The 14,848-nt window shown below is 57.8% G+C and carries 15 protein-coding genes; 5 read left to right on the plus strand and 10 right to left on the minus strand.

The window, feature by feature from the left end:
- Window positions 1–7 precede the first annotated feature (7 nt).
- A complete protein-coding gene (locus AC0L3C_RS29085; RefSeq protein ID WP_473409640.1) occupies window positions 8–946 on the minus strand; it encodes a trypsin-like serine peptidase in 939 nt (312 codons plus the stop codon).
- Between the two features lie 9 nt (window positions 947–955).
- On the minus strand, window positions 956–2,278 hold the full coding sequence (locus AC0L3C_RS29090; RefSeq protein ID WP_473409641.1) for a metallophosphoesterase family protein: 1,323 nt from the start codon (window positions 2,276–2,278) through the stop codon (window positions 956–958).
- Here AC0L3C_RS29090 and AC0L3C_RS29095 point away from each other — a divergent pair.
- On the plus strand, window positions 2,261–4,558 hold the full coding sequence (locus tag AC0L3C_RS29095; RefSeq protein ID WP_473409642.1) for a DNA/RNA non-specific endonuclease: 2,298 nt from the start codon (window positions 2,261–2,263) through the stop codon (window positions 4,556–4,558). The two genes, AC0L3C_RS29090 and AC0L3C_RS29095, sit on opposite strands and share 18 nt — an antisense overlap.
- Window positions 4,559–5,255: 697 nt before the next feature.
- On the opposite strand, the gene AC0L3C_RS29100 is transcribed toward AC0L3C_RS29095, so the two are convergent.
- The 3 genes from AC0L3C_RS29100 to AC0L3C_RS29110 form a co-directional block, all read right to left on the minus strand.
- The gene (locus tag AC0L3C_RS29100; RefSeq protein ID WP_473409643.1) at window positions 5,256–5,768 is read right to left on the minus strand and encodes a hypothetical protein; all 513 of its coding nucleotides are present in this window, start codon (window positions 5,766–5,768) and stop codon (window positions 5,256–5,258) included.
- 8 nt (window positions 5,769–5,776) lie between these two features.
- Window positions 5,777–6,715 carry a toll/interleukin-1 receptor domain-containing protein gene (locus AC0L3C_RS29105; protein WP_473409644.1) on the minus strand — a complete coding sequence of 313 codons (939 nt, stop codon included), beginning with the start codon at window positions 6,713–6,715 and terminating at the stop codon, window positions 5,777–5,779.
- A 154-nt stretch (window positions 6,716–6,869) separates the two neighbouring features.
- The gene (locus AC0L3C_RS29110) at window positions 6,870–7,817 is read right to left on the minus strand and encodes a hypothetical protein (RefSeq protein WP_473409645.1); all 948 of its coding nucleotides are present in this window, start codon (window positions 7,815–7,817) and stop codon (window positions 6,870–6,872) included.
- A gap of 231 nt (window positions 7,818–8,048) precedes the next feature.
- Here AC0L3C_RS29110 and AC0L3C_RS29115 point away from each other — a divergent pair, with 231 nt between their 5' ends.
- Complete coding sequence (locus tag AC0L3C_RS29115; RefSeq protein WP_473409673.1) at window positions 8,049–8,465, plus strand: short-chain fatty acyl-CoA regulator family protein; 417 nt, start codon at window positions 8,049–8,051, stop codon at window positions 8,463–8,465.
- 41 nt (window positions 8,466–8,506) lie between these two features.
- Here the strand turns inward: AC0L3C_RS29115 and AC0L3C_RS29120 are convergent, their stop codons facing one another.
- The 3 genes from AC0L3C_RS29120 to AC0L3C_RS29130 all read right to left on the minus strand — a co-directional run bounded on the left by AC0L3C_RS29120 (window position 8,507) and on the right by AC0L3C_RS29130 (window position 9,896).
- The gene (locus AC0L3C_RS29120; RefSeq protein ID WP_473409646.1) at window positions 8,507–8,965 is read right to left on the minus strand and encodes a hypothetical protein; all 459 of its coding nucleotides are present in this window, start codon (window positions 8,963–8,965) and stop codon (window positions 8,507–8,509) included.
- Window positions 8,966–9,129: 164 nt separating this feature from the next.
- Window positions 9,130–9,420: a hypothetical protein gene (locus AC0L3C_RS29125; RefSeq protein ID WP_473409647.1), complete on the minus strand. Its 291-nt coding sequence runs from the start codon at window positions 9,418–9,420 to the stop codon at window positions 9,130–9,132.
- 290 nt (window positions 9,421–9,710) lie between these two features.
- Entirely contained in the window at window positions 9,711–9,896 is a 186-nt protein-coding gene (locus AC0L3C_RS29130) for a hypothetical protein (protein ID WP_473409648.1), read from the minus strand.
- A gap of 127 nt (window positions 9,897–10,023) precedes the next feature.
- On the opposite strand from AC0L3C_RS29130, the gene AC0L3C_RS29135 reads away from it, so the two are divergent.
- The 3 genes from AC0L3C_RS29135 (at window position 10,024) to AC0L3C_RS29145 (ending at window position 11,646) form a co-directional block, all read left to right on the plus strand.
- Entirely contained in the window at window positions 10,024–10,248 is a 225-nt protein-coding gene (locus AC0L3C_RS29135) for a hypothetical protein (protein WP_473409649.1), read from the plus strand.
- 150 nt (window positions 10,249–10,398) lie between these two features.
- Entirely contained in the window at window positions 10,399–11,142 is a 744-nt protein-coding gene (locus AC0L3C_RS29140) for a hypothetical protein (RefSeq protein ID WP_473409650.1), read from the plus strand.
- Window positions 11,143–11,424: 282 nt separating this feature from the next.
- Window positions 11,425–11,646: a hypothetical protein gene (locus AC0L3C_RS29145; RefSeq protein ID WP_473409651.1), complete on the plus strand. Its 222-nt coding sequence runs from the start codon at window positions 11,425–11,427 to the stop codon at window positions 11,644–11,646.
- Between the two features lie 898 nt (window positions 11,647–12,544).
- Here the strand turns inward: AC0L3C_RS29145 and AC0L3C_RS29150 are convergent.
- Both AC0L3C_RS29150 and AC0L3C_RS29155 read right to left on the minus strand, forming a co-directional pair.
- On the minus strand, window positions 12,545–13,567 hold the full coding sequence (locus AC0L3C_RS29150) for a helix-turn-helix domain-containing protein (RefSeq protein ID WP_473409652.1): 1,023 nt from the start codon (window positions 13,565–13,567) through the stop codon (window positions 12,545–12,547).
- Window positions 13,543–14,712: a type II toxin-antitoxin system HipA family toxin gene (locus AC0L3C_RS29155; RefSeq protein WP_473409653.1), complete on the minus strand. Its 1,170-nt coding sequence runs from the start codon at window positions 14,710–14,712 to the stop codon at window positions 13,543–13,545. Before AC0L3C_RS29155 ends, AC0L3C_RS29150 begins: the two co-directional genes overlap by 25 nt.
- Window positions 14,713–14,848 lie beyond the last annotated feature (136 nt).

A 14,848-nucleotide genomic window follows, 5' to 3' on the forward strand; every position in this document is an offset into this window, starting at 1 on the left:
ATTCCTTTCAGAGCAGCTTTCGCAGTTCGCCTGCAGCCACGGCCTCGTTGCGGTACATAAAATAGCCCGATCTATGGATACCGGCCACCTTTCCGCTGGTCACCGCGAAGATTGGAGAACCCGAGTTTCCTTGGGTCGTCGAGCAATCGTGGAAGATATCGGGATCCTCCGTGCCGTCGAGCACCTCTCCCAGGGCAGCGCTCTTCACGCCAAATTTGCCGTCGAACACGGAAGCCAGGAACAGCGGGTTGTTGTTCTCGTCCTTTCCGGGGAAGCCGACCGTGGCGATAGCCTCGCCTTCCGCCGGAAGCACGTCGACGAATTCCAACGGTGGTCGCTGTCCGGTTGCGACCCGCAGGATCGCGATGTCCCGCTTCGGATGGATGCTCACGACCTCCGCGATGCCCGCGATATCCTCGGGGGGATTTGCAACGCCAGCTTCCTGCTTAAATACGATCCGCGCCGCGCCAGCGTTCAGCACATCCGCACCGCTGCTCAGCACCGCGAGGACATGACGATTGGTGGCAATAAGCCCGTTGCCGACGACGAACCCGGTGCCGACGTGCTGATTTTTGTCGCCCTCTATCCGTCCGATCGAACTGATGAACGGGCGGACCTTGTCGCGAAACGCGCTCCAGGCATCCTTCAGCTCAGGCGGCTGGAGATCCTTGTTCGCCGTTTCCGGCAAGTCGTCGAGCGTGCCCGCACGCGACAACATAACCGGGCGCATCAAGCGGATCACGACCTCGAGGGCCGCGACCTGGAGGGGCGTCGGAATGTTGCCGTTCCGCAGGGCTTCGAGTGCCTGCTGAGCAGCGAGTTCGCTGTTCGGAATATTCCTGGCTCCCACGATCGCACGCACCTTCCGCACTGCGTCGACCGGAGAGTTCTGACCGAGCGCCCGCTGCGCACGCCCCAACAATGCATCGTATTTCGAGCCCGGCATCTCAATCTCCTAAGCGAGGCGCTTGGCGTAGATGACCTTGCCGGTGGCGCTCCGGATCTCCTCCTCCAGATGCGCGCCGTCGAAATTCAGCACGGCGTAACCGTGAGGGAGAAACTTCTCCTCCTCGCCTATGATGAATTCGTTAGGTCCTTCGAGCACCACCGCCCGTGACAGACCGTGCCCGCCGACGCTTGTAGGCGGACAGACCCGCCAGTCCGCGCGCTCGTAAACGGTACCCGTCGCGCGCACCAGGCCAATCGTGGTGTCGCGGCTCTGAGGCATTCCGCTGTGCCCTATGCAACGGCCCAAAATTCCGAAATCGGTATCCGGCGCCTCGTACACGATACACCGGTGCTCGTGGCCCCAGTACCAGGCGAATATCCGCTTGCTCCGGAGCAGTGCGCCGAACTCGGGATGGGACCAGAGTTTGACGCCCTGCTCGGAGTCGGTGCTCGAATAGAGCTGGTGGTGGGAGAAAAGGATGATCTTCCGGTCGCCGGCGTTGCGCACCACTTCGAGCAGCCAACCCACTTGTTCGTCGTCGATCGCATGATCGACGTAGGCGACGTCCAGGCCCACCAAGGTCCAATGAGCGTTCTGATAGGCGAAATAGCTGCCTTTTTGATCGAAGGCCGGCAATGTCCGATCGAAATAGGCGTCGCCCCCGGAATACATTTCGTGATTTGAATTGAGCGCGCGATTGATCGCCCCGGCCCTGCGCGGCCAAACTTCCAAGAACCGCTGCGTGACTTCCTTTTCCGTGCCCGAATAATACACGTCGCCAAGATGAAGAACGAGATCGATTGGGTCCCGATCGGACTTCACTGCGGCCGCGATCTTGGGTGCCCCGTAAAGCCCGGTACCCCAGTCACCAAGAATCGTCATCCTGCCGCGATCTGGAAATGGAGCAGCGGCGGTGCTCGACGGGCGGATCATGTCGTGAGGCCTGAGATGCTTCAACTTCTCCCACGCCACAGACGCCCAGCCGAACCAGTCGTTCGTATCAAATAACGCCTCGAACCCGCCCGTCGGAAGCGCGGCAAATGACAATTTTGCCGCCTCGCCGGACGCGATAAGGCTCTGCAGTCTTGCGGCCCTTTCGTCATGAGGGGTCGTCAGCACCTTGGCCCCGGCCGCCTTCTCCGCCAACCGGATCTGTTCGAGGACGTTCCCTACACCTGCCATGATGGCCGCGCGCTGCACCGGCGGAATGGTATCGTCCTTTTGTGAAATTTCGTTCAGGTTTCCGATCGCCTCCTCGGTCCCCAACGCCTTCGCGACCTGGTCGAACGTCACGACGACGGGCTCCGACGGGTGCTGTTGCTGTGCCATGCATACCTCGACTTCGAAATCCGCCCCCATCGCGGGGCGGGCCAGTTCGTGCACCCTACGACATATCGCACTCGGCCGCCTCGCCACAGCCCGGCCGACCCCGGGATTCCCCCAGCTTGTCCGTCGCATCTGTGTCTTCTCAAAATGCAACGCTCTGGGCCGAGAACAGGCAGCACGATCATGAACGCTGACAAGTCAAGGTTTGAGGCAACGGTCGAGGCGAGCCGCGCCGACCGTGCGAAGGTTCGCAAACTGGTGGATGACAAACGGTGGCGCGAGGCCGAGCCCGACCGCGTCCGCATGGCCCTCTACACCTCGAAGACCCAACGGCAGACGCTACCCTCGGGCGCCGCCGAGGCGATCATCGGCACAGACGACCTGCAGGCGTCCTGGTTCCTGCCGGCGGGAGCGGCCGTCCGGCGGGCGGTCGGTTACGTGGAAGCGAACAATGCCGGCATCTGGTCGGTAGGGAGCGGTTTTCTCGTCAGCCGCGACCTCTTCCTCACCAACCAGCATGTCGTGGCGGACGCATTGGCCGCGGCCGCCACGCAGGTCACGTTTGACCGCGAGGCGGGCGAGGACGGCACCATGCGTCCCCTCACCACGTTCAGCCTCGACCCGGTCAAATTTGCAATCTTTTCAGCACAGGAAGAGTTCGATTACGCGCTGATCGGAATTGGAAGCAGAACGAGCGGATCCGCCGAACTCGATGACCTTGGATACTGCGCGCTCTCCAACTCGCCCGACAGGCACGTGCTCGGGATGAACGTAAACATCATTCAGCATCCGAACGGACTGCCGAAGATGATTGCCGTGCGCAACAACGTCTTGCAATTCCGCACAGACCGGACACTGCTCTACGAGACCGACACGGAACACGGCTCCTCTGGATCTCCCGTATTCAACGACACGTGGGAGTTGATTGCCCTCCATCATTTCGGCGAACCGTTCCTCGAACGCAAGGACGACCAGGGTCGCGACATTTCGACCAACGTCAACGAAGGCGTCCGCATCAGCGCCATCTTCCAGGACCTCGGCAACCGGCTGGCGTCGCTACCGGAGACCCAGCGCGCCCTGTTGCAGGTGGCACTTGACCTCGCCAAGACCCACGCATCGCCTCTGGGCGGAAAACGGCTTTCGCCGCCCCGGCCATCCTCCGACGCCAAGGAAAGCCTCGTGCTCGCCCAGGATGACGTACCCATGACGGACAAGGGACCGAACGAGATGAAGATCGTGATTCCGATCGAGGTGACGGTAAGGATCGGCGATCAGCCGGCCGTCCAGATGCCGACCCAACCTGCGGCTGCCGCGAAAAATCTGACGCGGGGCGCCGAGAAGCTCGCGATCGACCGCGACTACTCCAACCGCGACGGCTACAATCCGAACTTCGTGAAGGGCGTCGAGTTTCCGCTGCCGCAACCTACAGGGAAGCTCGCGAAGCAGGTCGCGCCGCTGCGCGCCGGCGAGGCGAACGCCGAGCAAGGCGAGCTCAAGTACGAGCACTTCAGCATCAAGCTCAACAAATCGAAGAAGATGGCGCTGTTCACCGCGACCAACATAGACGGCAAGAGATACCTCGACATCGACCGCACCACGGGCCTCGTCAAGGAGGGCGCCGAGGGAGAGACGTGGTATACCGACCCGCGCACGAGCGACGCGTTCTATCTCGGCCAGCCCTTCTACTCGGCCTGGTCCAACCTCTTCGACCGCGGCCATCTCACCCGACGCATGGACCCGAACTGGGGAACGCCCGAACAGGCCCAGCGCGCGAACGCCGACACCTACCATCTCACCAACTGCTCGCCTCAGCATTTTCGCTTCAACGAGAGTACCAAATTCTGGCAGGGGGCCGAACAGTTCGTTCTCGAGAACGGAGCCATTGCGGAGGATACCGAGAACCGGATATGTGTCTTCCAGGGCCCGATTTTCGACGACAAGATCGATTTGTGGTCGGACGATGTGCAGATCCCGTCCTCGTTCTTCAAAGTGATCGCGTGGAAAGGCAAGACCGGCGTGAAATCCGTAGGTCTGGTAGTGGACCAACTGGCCCTGCTATCCGAGCAGCGGCACGGCGGCATCAAGCCTGGCGCCCCCGCCTTCGTGAACGTCTCCCAATGGCGCGTCGCCATCGCCGACATCGAAAGTCGCACGGAATTGGACTTCGGAAAGGCGGTGCGAGACGCCGACACGATCGAGAACAAGGACCAGCCTGTGGTCGGCGAGGCGAAAAAGGCCATTCCGATCAAATCGGCCTCCGACCTCCTCCCGAAAATGCCATAGGGGGTGGTCCAAGACGCAATTTTCCAGCGAAGTCATCTGATCCGGCTTGAAGCCGACAAGCCATCGAGGCGTCCGAGATTGCCGGTCGTACGGTCGCGCAGGGCACAGCACGGACCACACGGTGCAAGCTCTGGCACACAGACGGCGAGCCTTGTCGGCGAGGCGGTCAGCATGATCAGCAGTATCGCCAGACGAACCTGCTGGCGCTGAACGCGACCATCGAAGCGGCCGCCTGGCGGCTTTCCGAGCTGAAGTCGCTGCGACGCAGACCGCAAAGGCCAAACATCACAGAGCAGATCCTTGCTGTGCACAGGGTCGCGACGGGAGCGATCGATGCCATCAAGCCGATAGGCCGAACGATCCGAGAGGTAAAAGTGGTCACGACCATTATCGCTGCCGCGGTGGAGGAACTGGGCGCAGCTCCGCGGGAATCAGCCGCACCATGCAGCGCGCTCCCACGGAAAAGCATTGGGAGTCGGGGCGAGCGCTACCGGCGGAAAGCCTTAGAGCGGCAGCGGAGGCGCTGGGTTCGCAAACGACCTTTGGACCGGAATCAACTCCATCCTCATATCAGATCCGGGCAGCCTGAACCGCGGATCGGATCGCATCAAACCAAGCCGGTGCCTTGCCTCGCTTTTTTCGCGCCAAGGCAATCGCATCCCGCGCTCGAAAGATCGGGCGATCGTACCGCTTCTGGTCACTTCGAAGCGGATGCGGCCGACGGGAAGTGCAGAAGAACGAGGGGCTCTCGGCCCGAAGAGACGATCTCGATCCGCCAATGTGTGGTGAACACCGGATTTGACAGTCTGTGTTCCACTGTACCGGTCGCCATCTCGACGTAACGCGGAGTGAACATTGCGGGGGAATGAGCGCCGTTTGTGCAGATATATGCTCGCTCTTCAGAGATCGCGAGGCAGACGGGAGTACGTCGGCTTCCCTCATCGAACCAGTGGTCGGGATGGGACGACGGTACCACCGAAAAGTCCTTTCCGTACGAAAGTACCGTGGATGCCTGCCAAGCGAGCAGGAAGGACTCATTATCACCAGCGATGAACCGAGGACCCAGCACGACCATCTGAGGCTCGGAGTGTTCATTTGGCGCCTTCGTCTTCAGGGCGTAAAACCGTTCAGAACCGGAGAACAGAATGAAAAGCTCGCCGGGCGCGAGCTGTTCAAACCGGGTAACACGCAGAGCCGGCACAATATTCATTTGATCGCTCATCGCTCCAAAGGCGCGACAAACCTGCGCCATAGATACCCGAAAGCCTGCTCTTCGCTCAGTCGCTTCGGATCCACGCCCTCTTCCCATCGATGGAAAGCGCCACCCATCAGCGCAGACAGCGCTAATTCTCCATCATCTGCAACAGCAAGCATTTCATTCGTCGCATTTCCGGAGGTACGGCCTTCCGCGTAGGAGATCCCATTGCCTGAAAAAAGACCGCCCTGCCAAATCCGACAGCGACACACGCTTTTCCCATTCAGAAATATTTCTGCAGTGAACTCTGCAGTGGAACGCCGGTCGAACTCGCAATCCACGGCGGCGTCGGCAGCCGAGGCATCCGCGAGCGCCCGCTCAAATCCGGTTGCTATAGTATCGAAGGCGGCTTTCACAAAACGGCGCTTCTCGACGTCGGAAGCGTCTCTCTGGATCCTAGGGGTATAGACGGCATTTTGGGCGGCCGTTCCAAGCCTTGCCGCCGGAAACGGTGGGTGGTCCGGTCCGGTTCTGCCGGGAAACGATGGCCGGGCGGTAGGTTTGCGTCGTCCTGATTGCACGCCCTCGACCAAGAGGCGACGGGCTCGCTCCTCGTCTGCTCCCACGATATCGATGTAGACGATGGACTTCAGTAGGCCGGGGGGCGAACACTTCTCCACCATCACCGGCACCAACGAGCGTTTGTTGCTCTCAGGATCGCCTACGAAGGCGGCCGCCCATTCCGATTGAGCGAATTCCGAAGCAAGATAGGCGGGTGACAAGACGGCAATCGTTCTATCACAACCGGCAGTCGCCTGCTGCATATGAAGTACGAAGTTCGAGCCTACGGGAAAATCCCATGCCTGCAGGATGGTGCTGAATCCCTCCTCCTCCAGAACGTAGGCAATCCACGTCGCCCAGTTCTCGTTCGTCGTGTTATAGCTTATGAAAAAGTCGGACACCGGCGTTCTCACCTCGAATCATCATGCCCGGCAGCATAGCACTCACCGACTTGGAGGCATCCGCTTGACGGCCGACCCGGCGATTGAGGCTCGGCCGCCTCGCAAATTCACTGGATGCCTTACACTTCAAGCCAATCGTCGAGCCGGCGGCAGCTCAGTCGCAATTGCGGACCCGATCGAGATAGGACCTCAGCGTCCGTGGGAGTGAAACTTCGACATCCCGGTCGAATAAGGCAGCTGCCCCACGATACCTTCGAAGGATGGAAGGTAGGGCGCCCAGCGTCAAGATCGACAGGAAGCCTTTCGAAAATCCCTTGTACCACCCCTGGTACCCGTACTTGTTCGGCAAAAGGAGCAGTGAGCCACTTTCGGTCTGAACAATCACCTGGTGATTTCCGATTTCCGCGGGGAGTGTTGCGGCGTTCGTCGCCCCGGTGCGATTCAAAAAGAGGCGATAGCGCTGCCGTCTCCGTTCGTTGGCTTCTTCGATTCTTTTGTTCGGCCATATAACGAAACTTTTCGAGTGGTCCGCCGTCGGAAAGAAGAAGGCGAGACGCCCTGTCGGCACGATCGAGAGCGCAATTTCTACTTCCCACCACAGACTATCCCCATCTCCGATGACCACAAAGACCAGGGCAGCCCGCTTCATCAGGTAGGTCACGGCTGTCTTCCAATCCTCGTGGGCGACATACAAGCGAATTGCGCCCAGCGGTACGCGCGGGTCCGATGGGCTCCCGAGAATGATGGGCGGCGCGACGCGTCTTGCTGCTACTGCCAAGCTGGCCTCGTAGCGCGATTGTATGAAGCCGAACGGGCTGCCGAGCGTTGTCATGCCGTCGTCCGAAAAGGATCTTAGGATCAGTACGGGATCCGGAAAACCCAATCGGGCCCATTCGGCCAACCCCGGCTGCATCAGAATGCGGCCGCGTTCCAGCATCCGCGCGCAGATCGGGTAGACACCGTATAGGACAATGAAGGCTGAACAGCCGGCTCCCAGCAGAACCAAGAGCCCTGCAAAGCTGCTCGACACCAACTTTCCGATCTCCCCACCCAAAGCGATCGGCATCATGGACAAGACGCAAAGAACGACGAACACGATCATCGATGACGCGCAGTATAGAAGCCCCAGAAAGTAGTGCCGGTCCTCTGTGCCTCGTACAGCAAACGGCAACGACGGATCCGAGGGAGTCGCACTATTGTGCTTGGAGTTGGCAGGCATCGGGCGAGATGAAGTATGTTCGAGGGGAATGGGAGAAGCGTTTGCCACCGGCGTTACGATGTGCAACGGCTCTAGGGTCGTTTCGGAACGAGCTTCGAACAAGTCTGTCGTAGTCTGAGCACGCTTCAGCAGCGGAGCTCTCCCGGGATACCGTTCTACTTTCTAAAGATCGACGTTGCCGGAAACGTGTTGAAGCGGACTAGCGTAACGCGCTTCCAGTTCGTGCGCTTTGGAGGGTCCTGCCGACTGTGGAATCTGCATCAATCCTTCTCTCAACCTGGCCGCATCCCGGTTCAGCTTGCGAATACCCCCGACCGGACGACCTATCTCTGCGTTGCGAGACCCTCCTCCCGGTTTCGGCGCCCCTTCAGTTCTCGTCAAGAGACGGTACATGATGGTGGTGAGCTTGGTCTTGCCTCGGCCATTGGGCCCTACAATCAACGTCGGCCCGGCTTGGAAATCGAAGTGTCCCCGGAGACGTCTTGGTATCGGGATAGCCGAATAGCAATGGGCAGAATGGTGAGCCGCTGACAAATAGAGGGCGCAAGTGCGACCGATCTATGCCAATGCAGTTAGCCAGCAGCTTTTTGCTTGATCCAATAAGCGATGATGTAAGCCTGATCCGTAAAGGTTAGCTCTAGGGGATCCAAATCGAGCTCTTTGCAAATCTTGCTTTTCTGTTTTTCGAATTCCGTATATTCGCGAGCTATCACTCTGCCGCCAGGAAGAATCTTTTGATTTGATTCCGCTCGCAGAAAGTCGCGGACCTGAGCTATGACGGAACTGGCATTTCCATCATGGGACTTTATGTCCTGTCCGGCGATGTCGGAGATAAATTTCTGATATCGGTATTTCTCTTTATCTAATACCAGGCAACTTTTCCGACGCTGTTGCGATGTTCCAAATCGCTTCGCACCTAAGAAGATGCCCAATTCGAGCGGCATATTGAAGCGTGGCAGTCGATTCGCGCTATCCAATTCAGTCCGACAAAGATCGTGAATGCCAAAACGGCATTGTTCGACCAGTTTCATGATCTTTTCGATCCGCGTCCCCCCGCTGTCGCTACTTTCAAGCGCGCAACGCGGCTGGAAGCCACAGCGAGCGACGGTAAAAACTATTGCATCGAAAAAGGGTCTATATTTCTTATCGAAGGGACAATTTATGAAGACGGCTAAGTCCGCCGATGGACGAGGCATCAAGACCTTCCACGAACACCTGTAATGGCCTTCTCTAGACGTTGTACAGTGAAGCCGCGGGGCTTTCCGGGTGGCTTGACGATAACGACGCCGTCTGAAGTCGCCCCGATCGGATCGTAACCGGCCGTCTTATAGAGATTTTTGATCCGCTTCACCCTCGAATTCTTACCTTCGGCTATCGTCGCCCAACGGCCACCTGCGGCCTTCTTCACCTCCGTGGGATGCAGCATCCGGAAGGTTACTCCACCCAATCGCCCGGCGTGTCCAATACCGAGCGTGGACTTCTTCACCACCGTTCTCTTAGATTTCTTCATTGCCACTTGATGCCGTGTCTGAGGAACTTAGCGACTCTTCTAAAGCTAGAAATAAAGACACTACACCCGAACGAAAAGAGGGGGTGATAAAACTTCTAGGAGCGCCCGAGAAGACGAAAGAGAAAAGAGAAAAGAGAAAAGAGAAAAGAGAAAAAAAGGGGCATTTGTGCAAACTTCTTCGAACTGAGCACAACTTCTTTACCGTAAGTAGTAGCAGATTTCTTAACAATTACAACAGGCAGATTCCCGGAGGTGAGCACCACCGATCAGTTTTTCAGTATCCATTGGGTTGCGCCGCTTTCCGCGTGAGTCGCACTGCTGTTTGATCCTGGTAGGCCCCCTCTCTCCCCGGAGCACAAGCGTAGCGCAATCGAGGCAAGCGTCACGTTGTTGCCATTCATCGTTTCCGGGTCGAATTCTTCGTATAGCTCATGGACGGCTTTGTCGATCATGCGTAAATCTTCTTGGCCAACTCGCACGTTGCGGCCTGAAATCCCCCAGGTGCGAATGGTCACACCTGACCCAGCCCGTCGCCTTTCTTCTTGCCCGCAAGCGTGCAGCGAAAAAGAGATTGCATTTATGACTCACGTTCTCACATCACGCGAACGCAAGGCCCTCGAAAAGCTCAGCAACGATCAGCGGGACTTCCTCATGAAAGGGCAGCTGGTCGGTGTTGGAGATGTCACTCTGCAAACGCTGGTCGATCTCGGCTTGGCTGAGACTGGTCTTTCAAGGCGGTACTCTGACGAACGGGGTTGGCGCATCACCGATGACGGAGGCGTTGCATGTATGGAAAGACGCTGAAGGAGATGATGGCGCGAGGCGCGCCGCACATGCGCCTAAAAATCTGGAGTTGGCCACCGCGTTGAGAGCACCGAGAGTGTCCAGGTGCCACAGGGCGTTCAAGGGCACAGTTTGTGGCGCGCGCCACGCGTGCCAAGCCGAAAGAATCAGTTGAACCGTTGGCAAAAATTCGCGCTTGATCACTACGCTGGTATACTATCGGCGATCGCCATCGTTGTATCGGGAGGGAGCCTCTACGTTGCGAAGCTTTCATATGATTTTACCGTTGCCAAAGAGCTGCGGGAGGTTCGGGAGAAGCAGCCGCTTTTCGACCTGCAGATCACCCCGCGCGGTGCCTCCGCGGCGGCCCTCACGCTCTCGATACTTAACCGATCTGAAACAAACATCTTTCCACGCAGCATGCGCGTCGAAGCTTCCATTGAGGCAGGCGAACTTTATCTCTCCACCCGGCAGCAGAGTATCGATAAGCTATCGTCTACGCTCGACCTCCAATCGATGGGCTCCATCGCCCCGAAAGGTACGGCTAAGCTTAATGGTGTCTTGGCCGGAGCAACCGACGGCAAGTCGGATAGTTTGTCGCCAGGGCTCGAACTACACTTCACTTTCACTCTTCGGTACGGCGACCAAAAAGATACAATTCAGCAAATCGATGTGGTCAGGAATATCCTGCCGCCGGTGGCTGATCATCCTCGTCCGACGCTGGAAATGTTCCTTTCTGTGGTTCAGCAGGCTCAGCACAACGCTCGCCGGAAAGAGCGTTTATACTTTATGGGCCAGACCATCGCGGTGGTTGCCGCTCTTTCGGTCGCACTGATTTTTTTTCTCCGGTGTTTGCGGCACAAGCGCGGATCCTTTAGGACCAAACCTGACCAGCCATCGCCGATGATTGATTAGGTCGAGCGCGGCCGATGCGGGTGATGAAGACATGCACGTCGGGCTAGTCGCGAGCGCCCCGCAACGTACCCTTGCGGGCTTTCTTTTCCATTCGCTCGCGCTGGAGCCGCGACAGTCCGTTCGCAGTTTTTTTGATGTGATCGACCGCTCCGCGCGCCAGCCATGAAGACCTTGCACGCTACAGATGGTTCAATTTTAATGGTTCCAGGAACTAGAGATAACAATTTCTGTGGCAAGCAGCATCGAACCCATGGGCGCGTCCCGACCTGATCGATATCTCAAATGCCGACGATAAAACGATACTACCGACGACGAGGGAACGATGCGACGCTGATCTCCGACATCGCATCGGACGTCCTCAAGAAGGCAACTAACACGCCGGTCCATCGACGAACCGCGGAAGAACAAATGGCCTTCACCGAGGCCTGGACAAAGGTTCGATCCTCCGACATTAGCCTTCGCCAGCGCATTGCCGCGTTCTGGCAATGGCTCGCTCTAGCGTAAGAAGCTCCCTAAAGATCGAGCTGAGGGACGTTTCCGAAAGTGCGGCACTGCCCCGAACCCGACCGGCGCATCGAGTCGTGGCAAGCGGGCGATCCCTACAGCCAGGTCGCACGCAGAACGTCGCCAATTGATCAAGCAGTACATCACTGACTGCCAGTTGATTATCAGATAGCTGCTGCGCAGATTAAACAAAGGGAGTGGACGAACCGCTATCCTAGTTGAATGCGTCGGTCGGCCAGACCGCCTTCAATCAGCCATGACACGGAAGCCCATCGAAATCAGTTCCGGTACATTCCTTTTGGCGGTGACGGCGCTCCTGGACGCTCCTCGTGCAACGGAAGATCAAGAACTCCTAACGAGCAGCCGCTATCGCCATTCTCTATTTTCTCGCCGGCTCAGCTGTTCTCCTGATAGTAGCGGGGTACATGGCCAAACCCACTACTGTGCAGGCACTGTTCTCTTACGTGAGCGCAGCTTAACTCCCGATCTCGCGCCTTGATAGCCCGCCAGAAGCCGCCGTTCTTACGGCAGATGTGATCAACTTGGCAGCGGGTTTTCAGTTGAAGAAGCCAGCTTCGCAAGGTCAAGGCAAGCGCGATGGCCAGGATTTCGGAGGTGATGGCGTGGGCTCTCTGGCCCGCTCAGTGCCTAAGCCAGACGGTTTCAAATCCGCTCTCTTCGGCAAGCCTGGTACGAGCGGCAAGGCGGTGGGAGATCTACGGGCACGGGCAACAGATCAATCCGGCAGCGAAGGTGCTCATATCGCCGTGTAGGACTTGGAGCGTGCTGCCCACGAAGCCGGCTGAGCCCGCGTAGTAAGGGTCCGGCGCGTGAAGATTGCGACCGTCTTTGAGCATATCAGCCTCGGGACTCTCGGGACTGATCGGCCGCAAGCAATCTAGCTCCTTGCGGAGTGGAATGAATTCTCCGTAAGGCGCCCAACTTCCGCCCGAACGCGCTCGATGGAAAGTCCGCTTACGCCAAATCTTTCGAACAACGAAGCAACGAGTGGATGGAGCACATCGGCCAGCTTTTCCCTGATCTCCTGAACCGTGACGGTCGTTTCGAGCAAGGCTTCGTCGCTGCGTGCCGCCCCACCCTCAAATATCAAATCGCTGGACGGATTACCCCAGTTGCGGAGAACGCGCCCCATCAGGCCCGAGTAGTGCGCGCGCATACGCACCTTGATGTCCGTCGCGTCGCGCTTCATAAGGGCCGCGAGCTCTGCTGCATGCAGGAGCAATTCACCCATGCGCCAAACCGGTAGAGTCGTGTCAAAGATTGTTGCCGGTGCAAAGGTGTCCTGCGAATCTTCTTGGTAGCCACGGATGATAAAGGCGCGGCCAGACGGAGCGACGCGCCAAAAATCACAATGCGCGGGATCGCCCAAGGGACGGTTGGCACCCGTCTCATCCGTCGGCTTCAGCCAGCATTCGATCGTGCCATCTTTCTCGTAAGGTGCGAGTTCGTGCCTGGTGAGAAACAAGAACAGGGGCCAGCCCGTGTGGCGAATGACGGCCTTCTCCAGAATGTCTCTGAATTTGTGCAACTCGAAGGTCGGAAGATCGCCTTCAAGCGCGTAGTCAAGTTGGTACGAACCGTTGGGAAAGCGGCCCGGTGAATTGTCGGGAAGCTTTTTGGTCAACTCGCGCCAGCGCGTGAGAGCATCGGATACAAAGGCTCCCTGAACACTGTTCGAGTCTCGCTCAGCGACGAGACCAACCACGCGCAAGATGTCGAACGCCTTGGCAAGTGTGAGCGTCTCCTCACCACGATCGAACGCGACTATAGTTGGAATGGATACACCCGCCAAGGCAGCGTGCTCTTTTTGTGTCAGCTTCTCAGAACGTCGGCGGCGGATCGCTTCCGCCACAACCGATTTCCAATTGAGAGCTTCTACTCTTCCAGGATTCGCAGGCATGCGCCCCTCACAATGTCAGAATACCGATGAACGAACCCATCGGGCGGCTCGCCGCGCGGGGGCTCGATGATGCGGGCAGCTTTTTTGACGCGCGCTTTGATATCTGTACGCGTTTGGTCCACCGCAGCCTTAGACAAGCCGATGCTTAGGCCAAATGAAGATAGGAGGGGCCATGCAACTTCATCCAAGTTGGGTTTCTTGCCATCGATCGAAAGCGCGATGTTTTGATCATAGCCATCATAAAGGGCGGTGTTGAGGATGTCGTAGGCGGGCGAGAGGCGAAGACCTTGCGCTGTTTCAAGCAGCGAGAAATTCTTCAAATGAGCATCGCAATTGCCAACCAGGGCAAAGACGACCACACGACGGAAGAATTTTGAAAGGTCAATTTCCGGTCGAACCGAATGTTTTTTGAGAGCCGTGGCGACCTCCTCATAGGAGGCGTCGTACTTGCCACTAAAATCGGCCCCTCGCGGCTTAACGAGTATTTGCGCAAAATCCTCAAGCCTGAGCTTTTGATTATCCTGTGTACGATCGAAGCGCGTGACGACGAGGCCCACTTCGTTCAGTTTGGAGACCTGCCCCTGCGTGAATGTGTTCACTTCGTCGGCGCCGAGCAATGCGGCTGACCATCGCAAACTGAGGGCTTCGTTGCGGACCAGGCTGTCAAGCCGCTCCGAATTGAATTTCGCAATGTAAGGAGCCGGACCGGTCGCGGCAGCTGGGGCAAAATGATCGCCCTCTTCGACAACAAGCAACTTGCGCTGCACGCCGGAGATCGTGCGGCCTGGGTTGGCCGTGGCTTCCTTGACCGGTGGAAGGTTTTGAGCAGCACCGTTCTTGTCGCGCACGCTGACGGCACCAATACAGTCGGCACCAAAACGTAACAGCAGCCCGAAGTCATCTTGCTCCTGAAGATGGGCGACGTGGGTTTGTTTGTCGCGAAGCCAGCCTTCGGGGCCGAGATGTTGAAAGAAGGGGTGCAGCCCTTGTTTCCACTCATGCTCGCGGCGATTGGTCGGAAAGCAGCAACCAATTTCGATGTTCCGGTCGGCGTTATAGATGAAGCGCGAACCACCGGTGGCGGTTTCCTCCAGGGTTCCGGTGACCTTGTCTTTGAAAAGGATCTCTGCGCTTCTCGTGGGCATGTTAAGCCTCGCCTAAGTCCATAGAAATTACCGCTTATGAGAGAAATTATAATTTACTTTTCAGCCGTTTTCCAGATAAGACTAAGACGCCACTGCTTAATAGGACCGAGGGGTCCCATTTAAGAAGGCATAGTTA

The sequence above is a fragment of the Bradyrhizobium sp. WSM4872 genome (genome assembly GCF_055811715.1).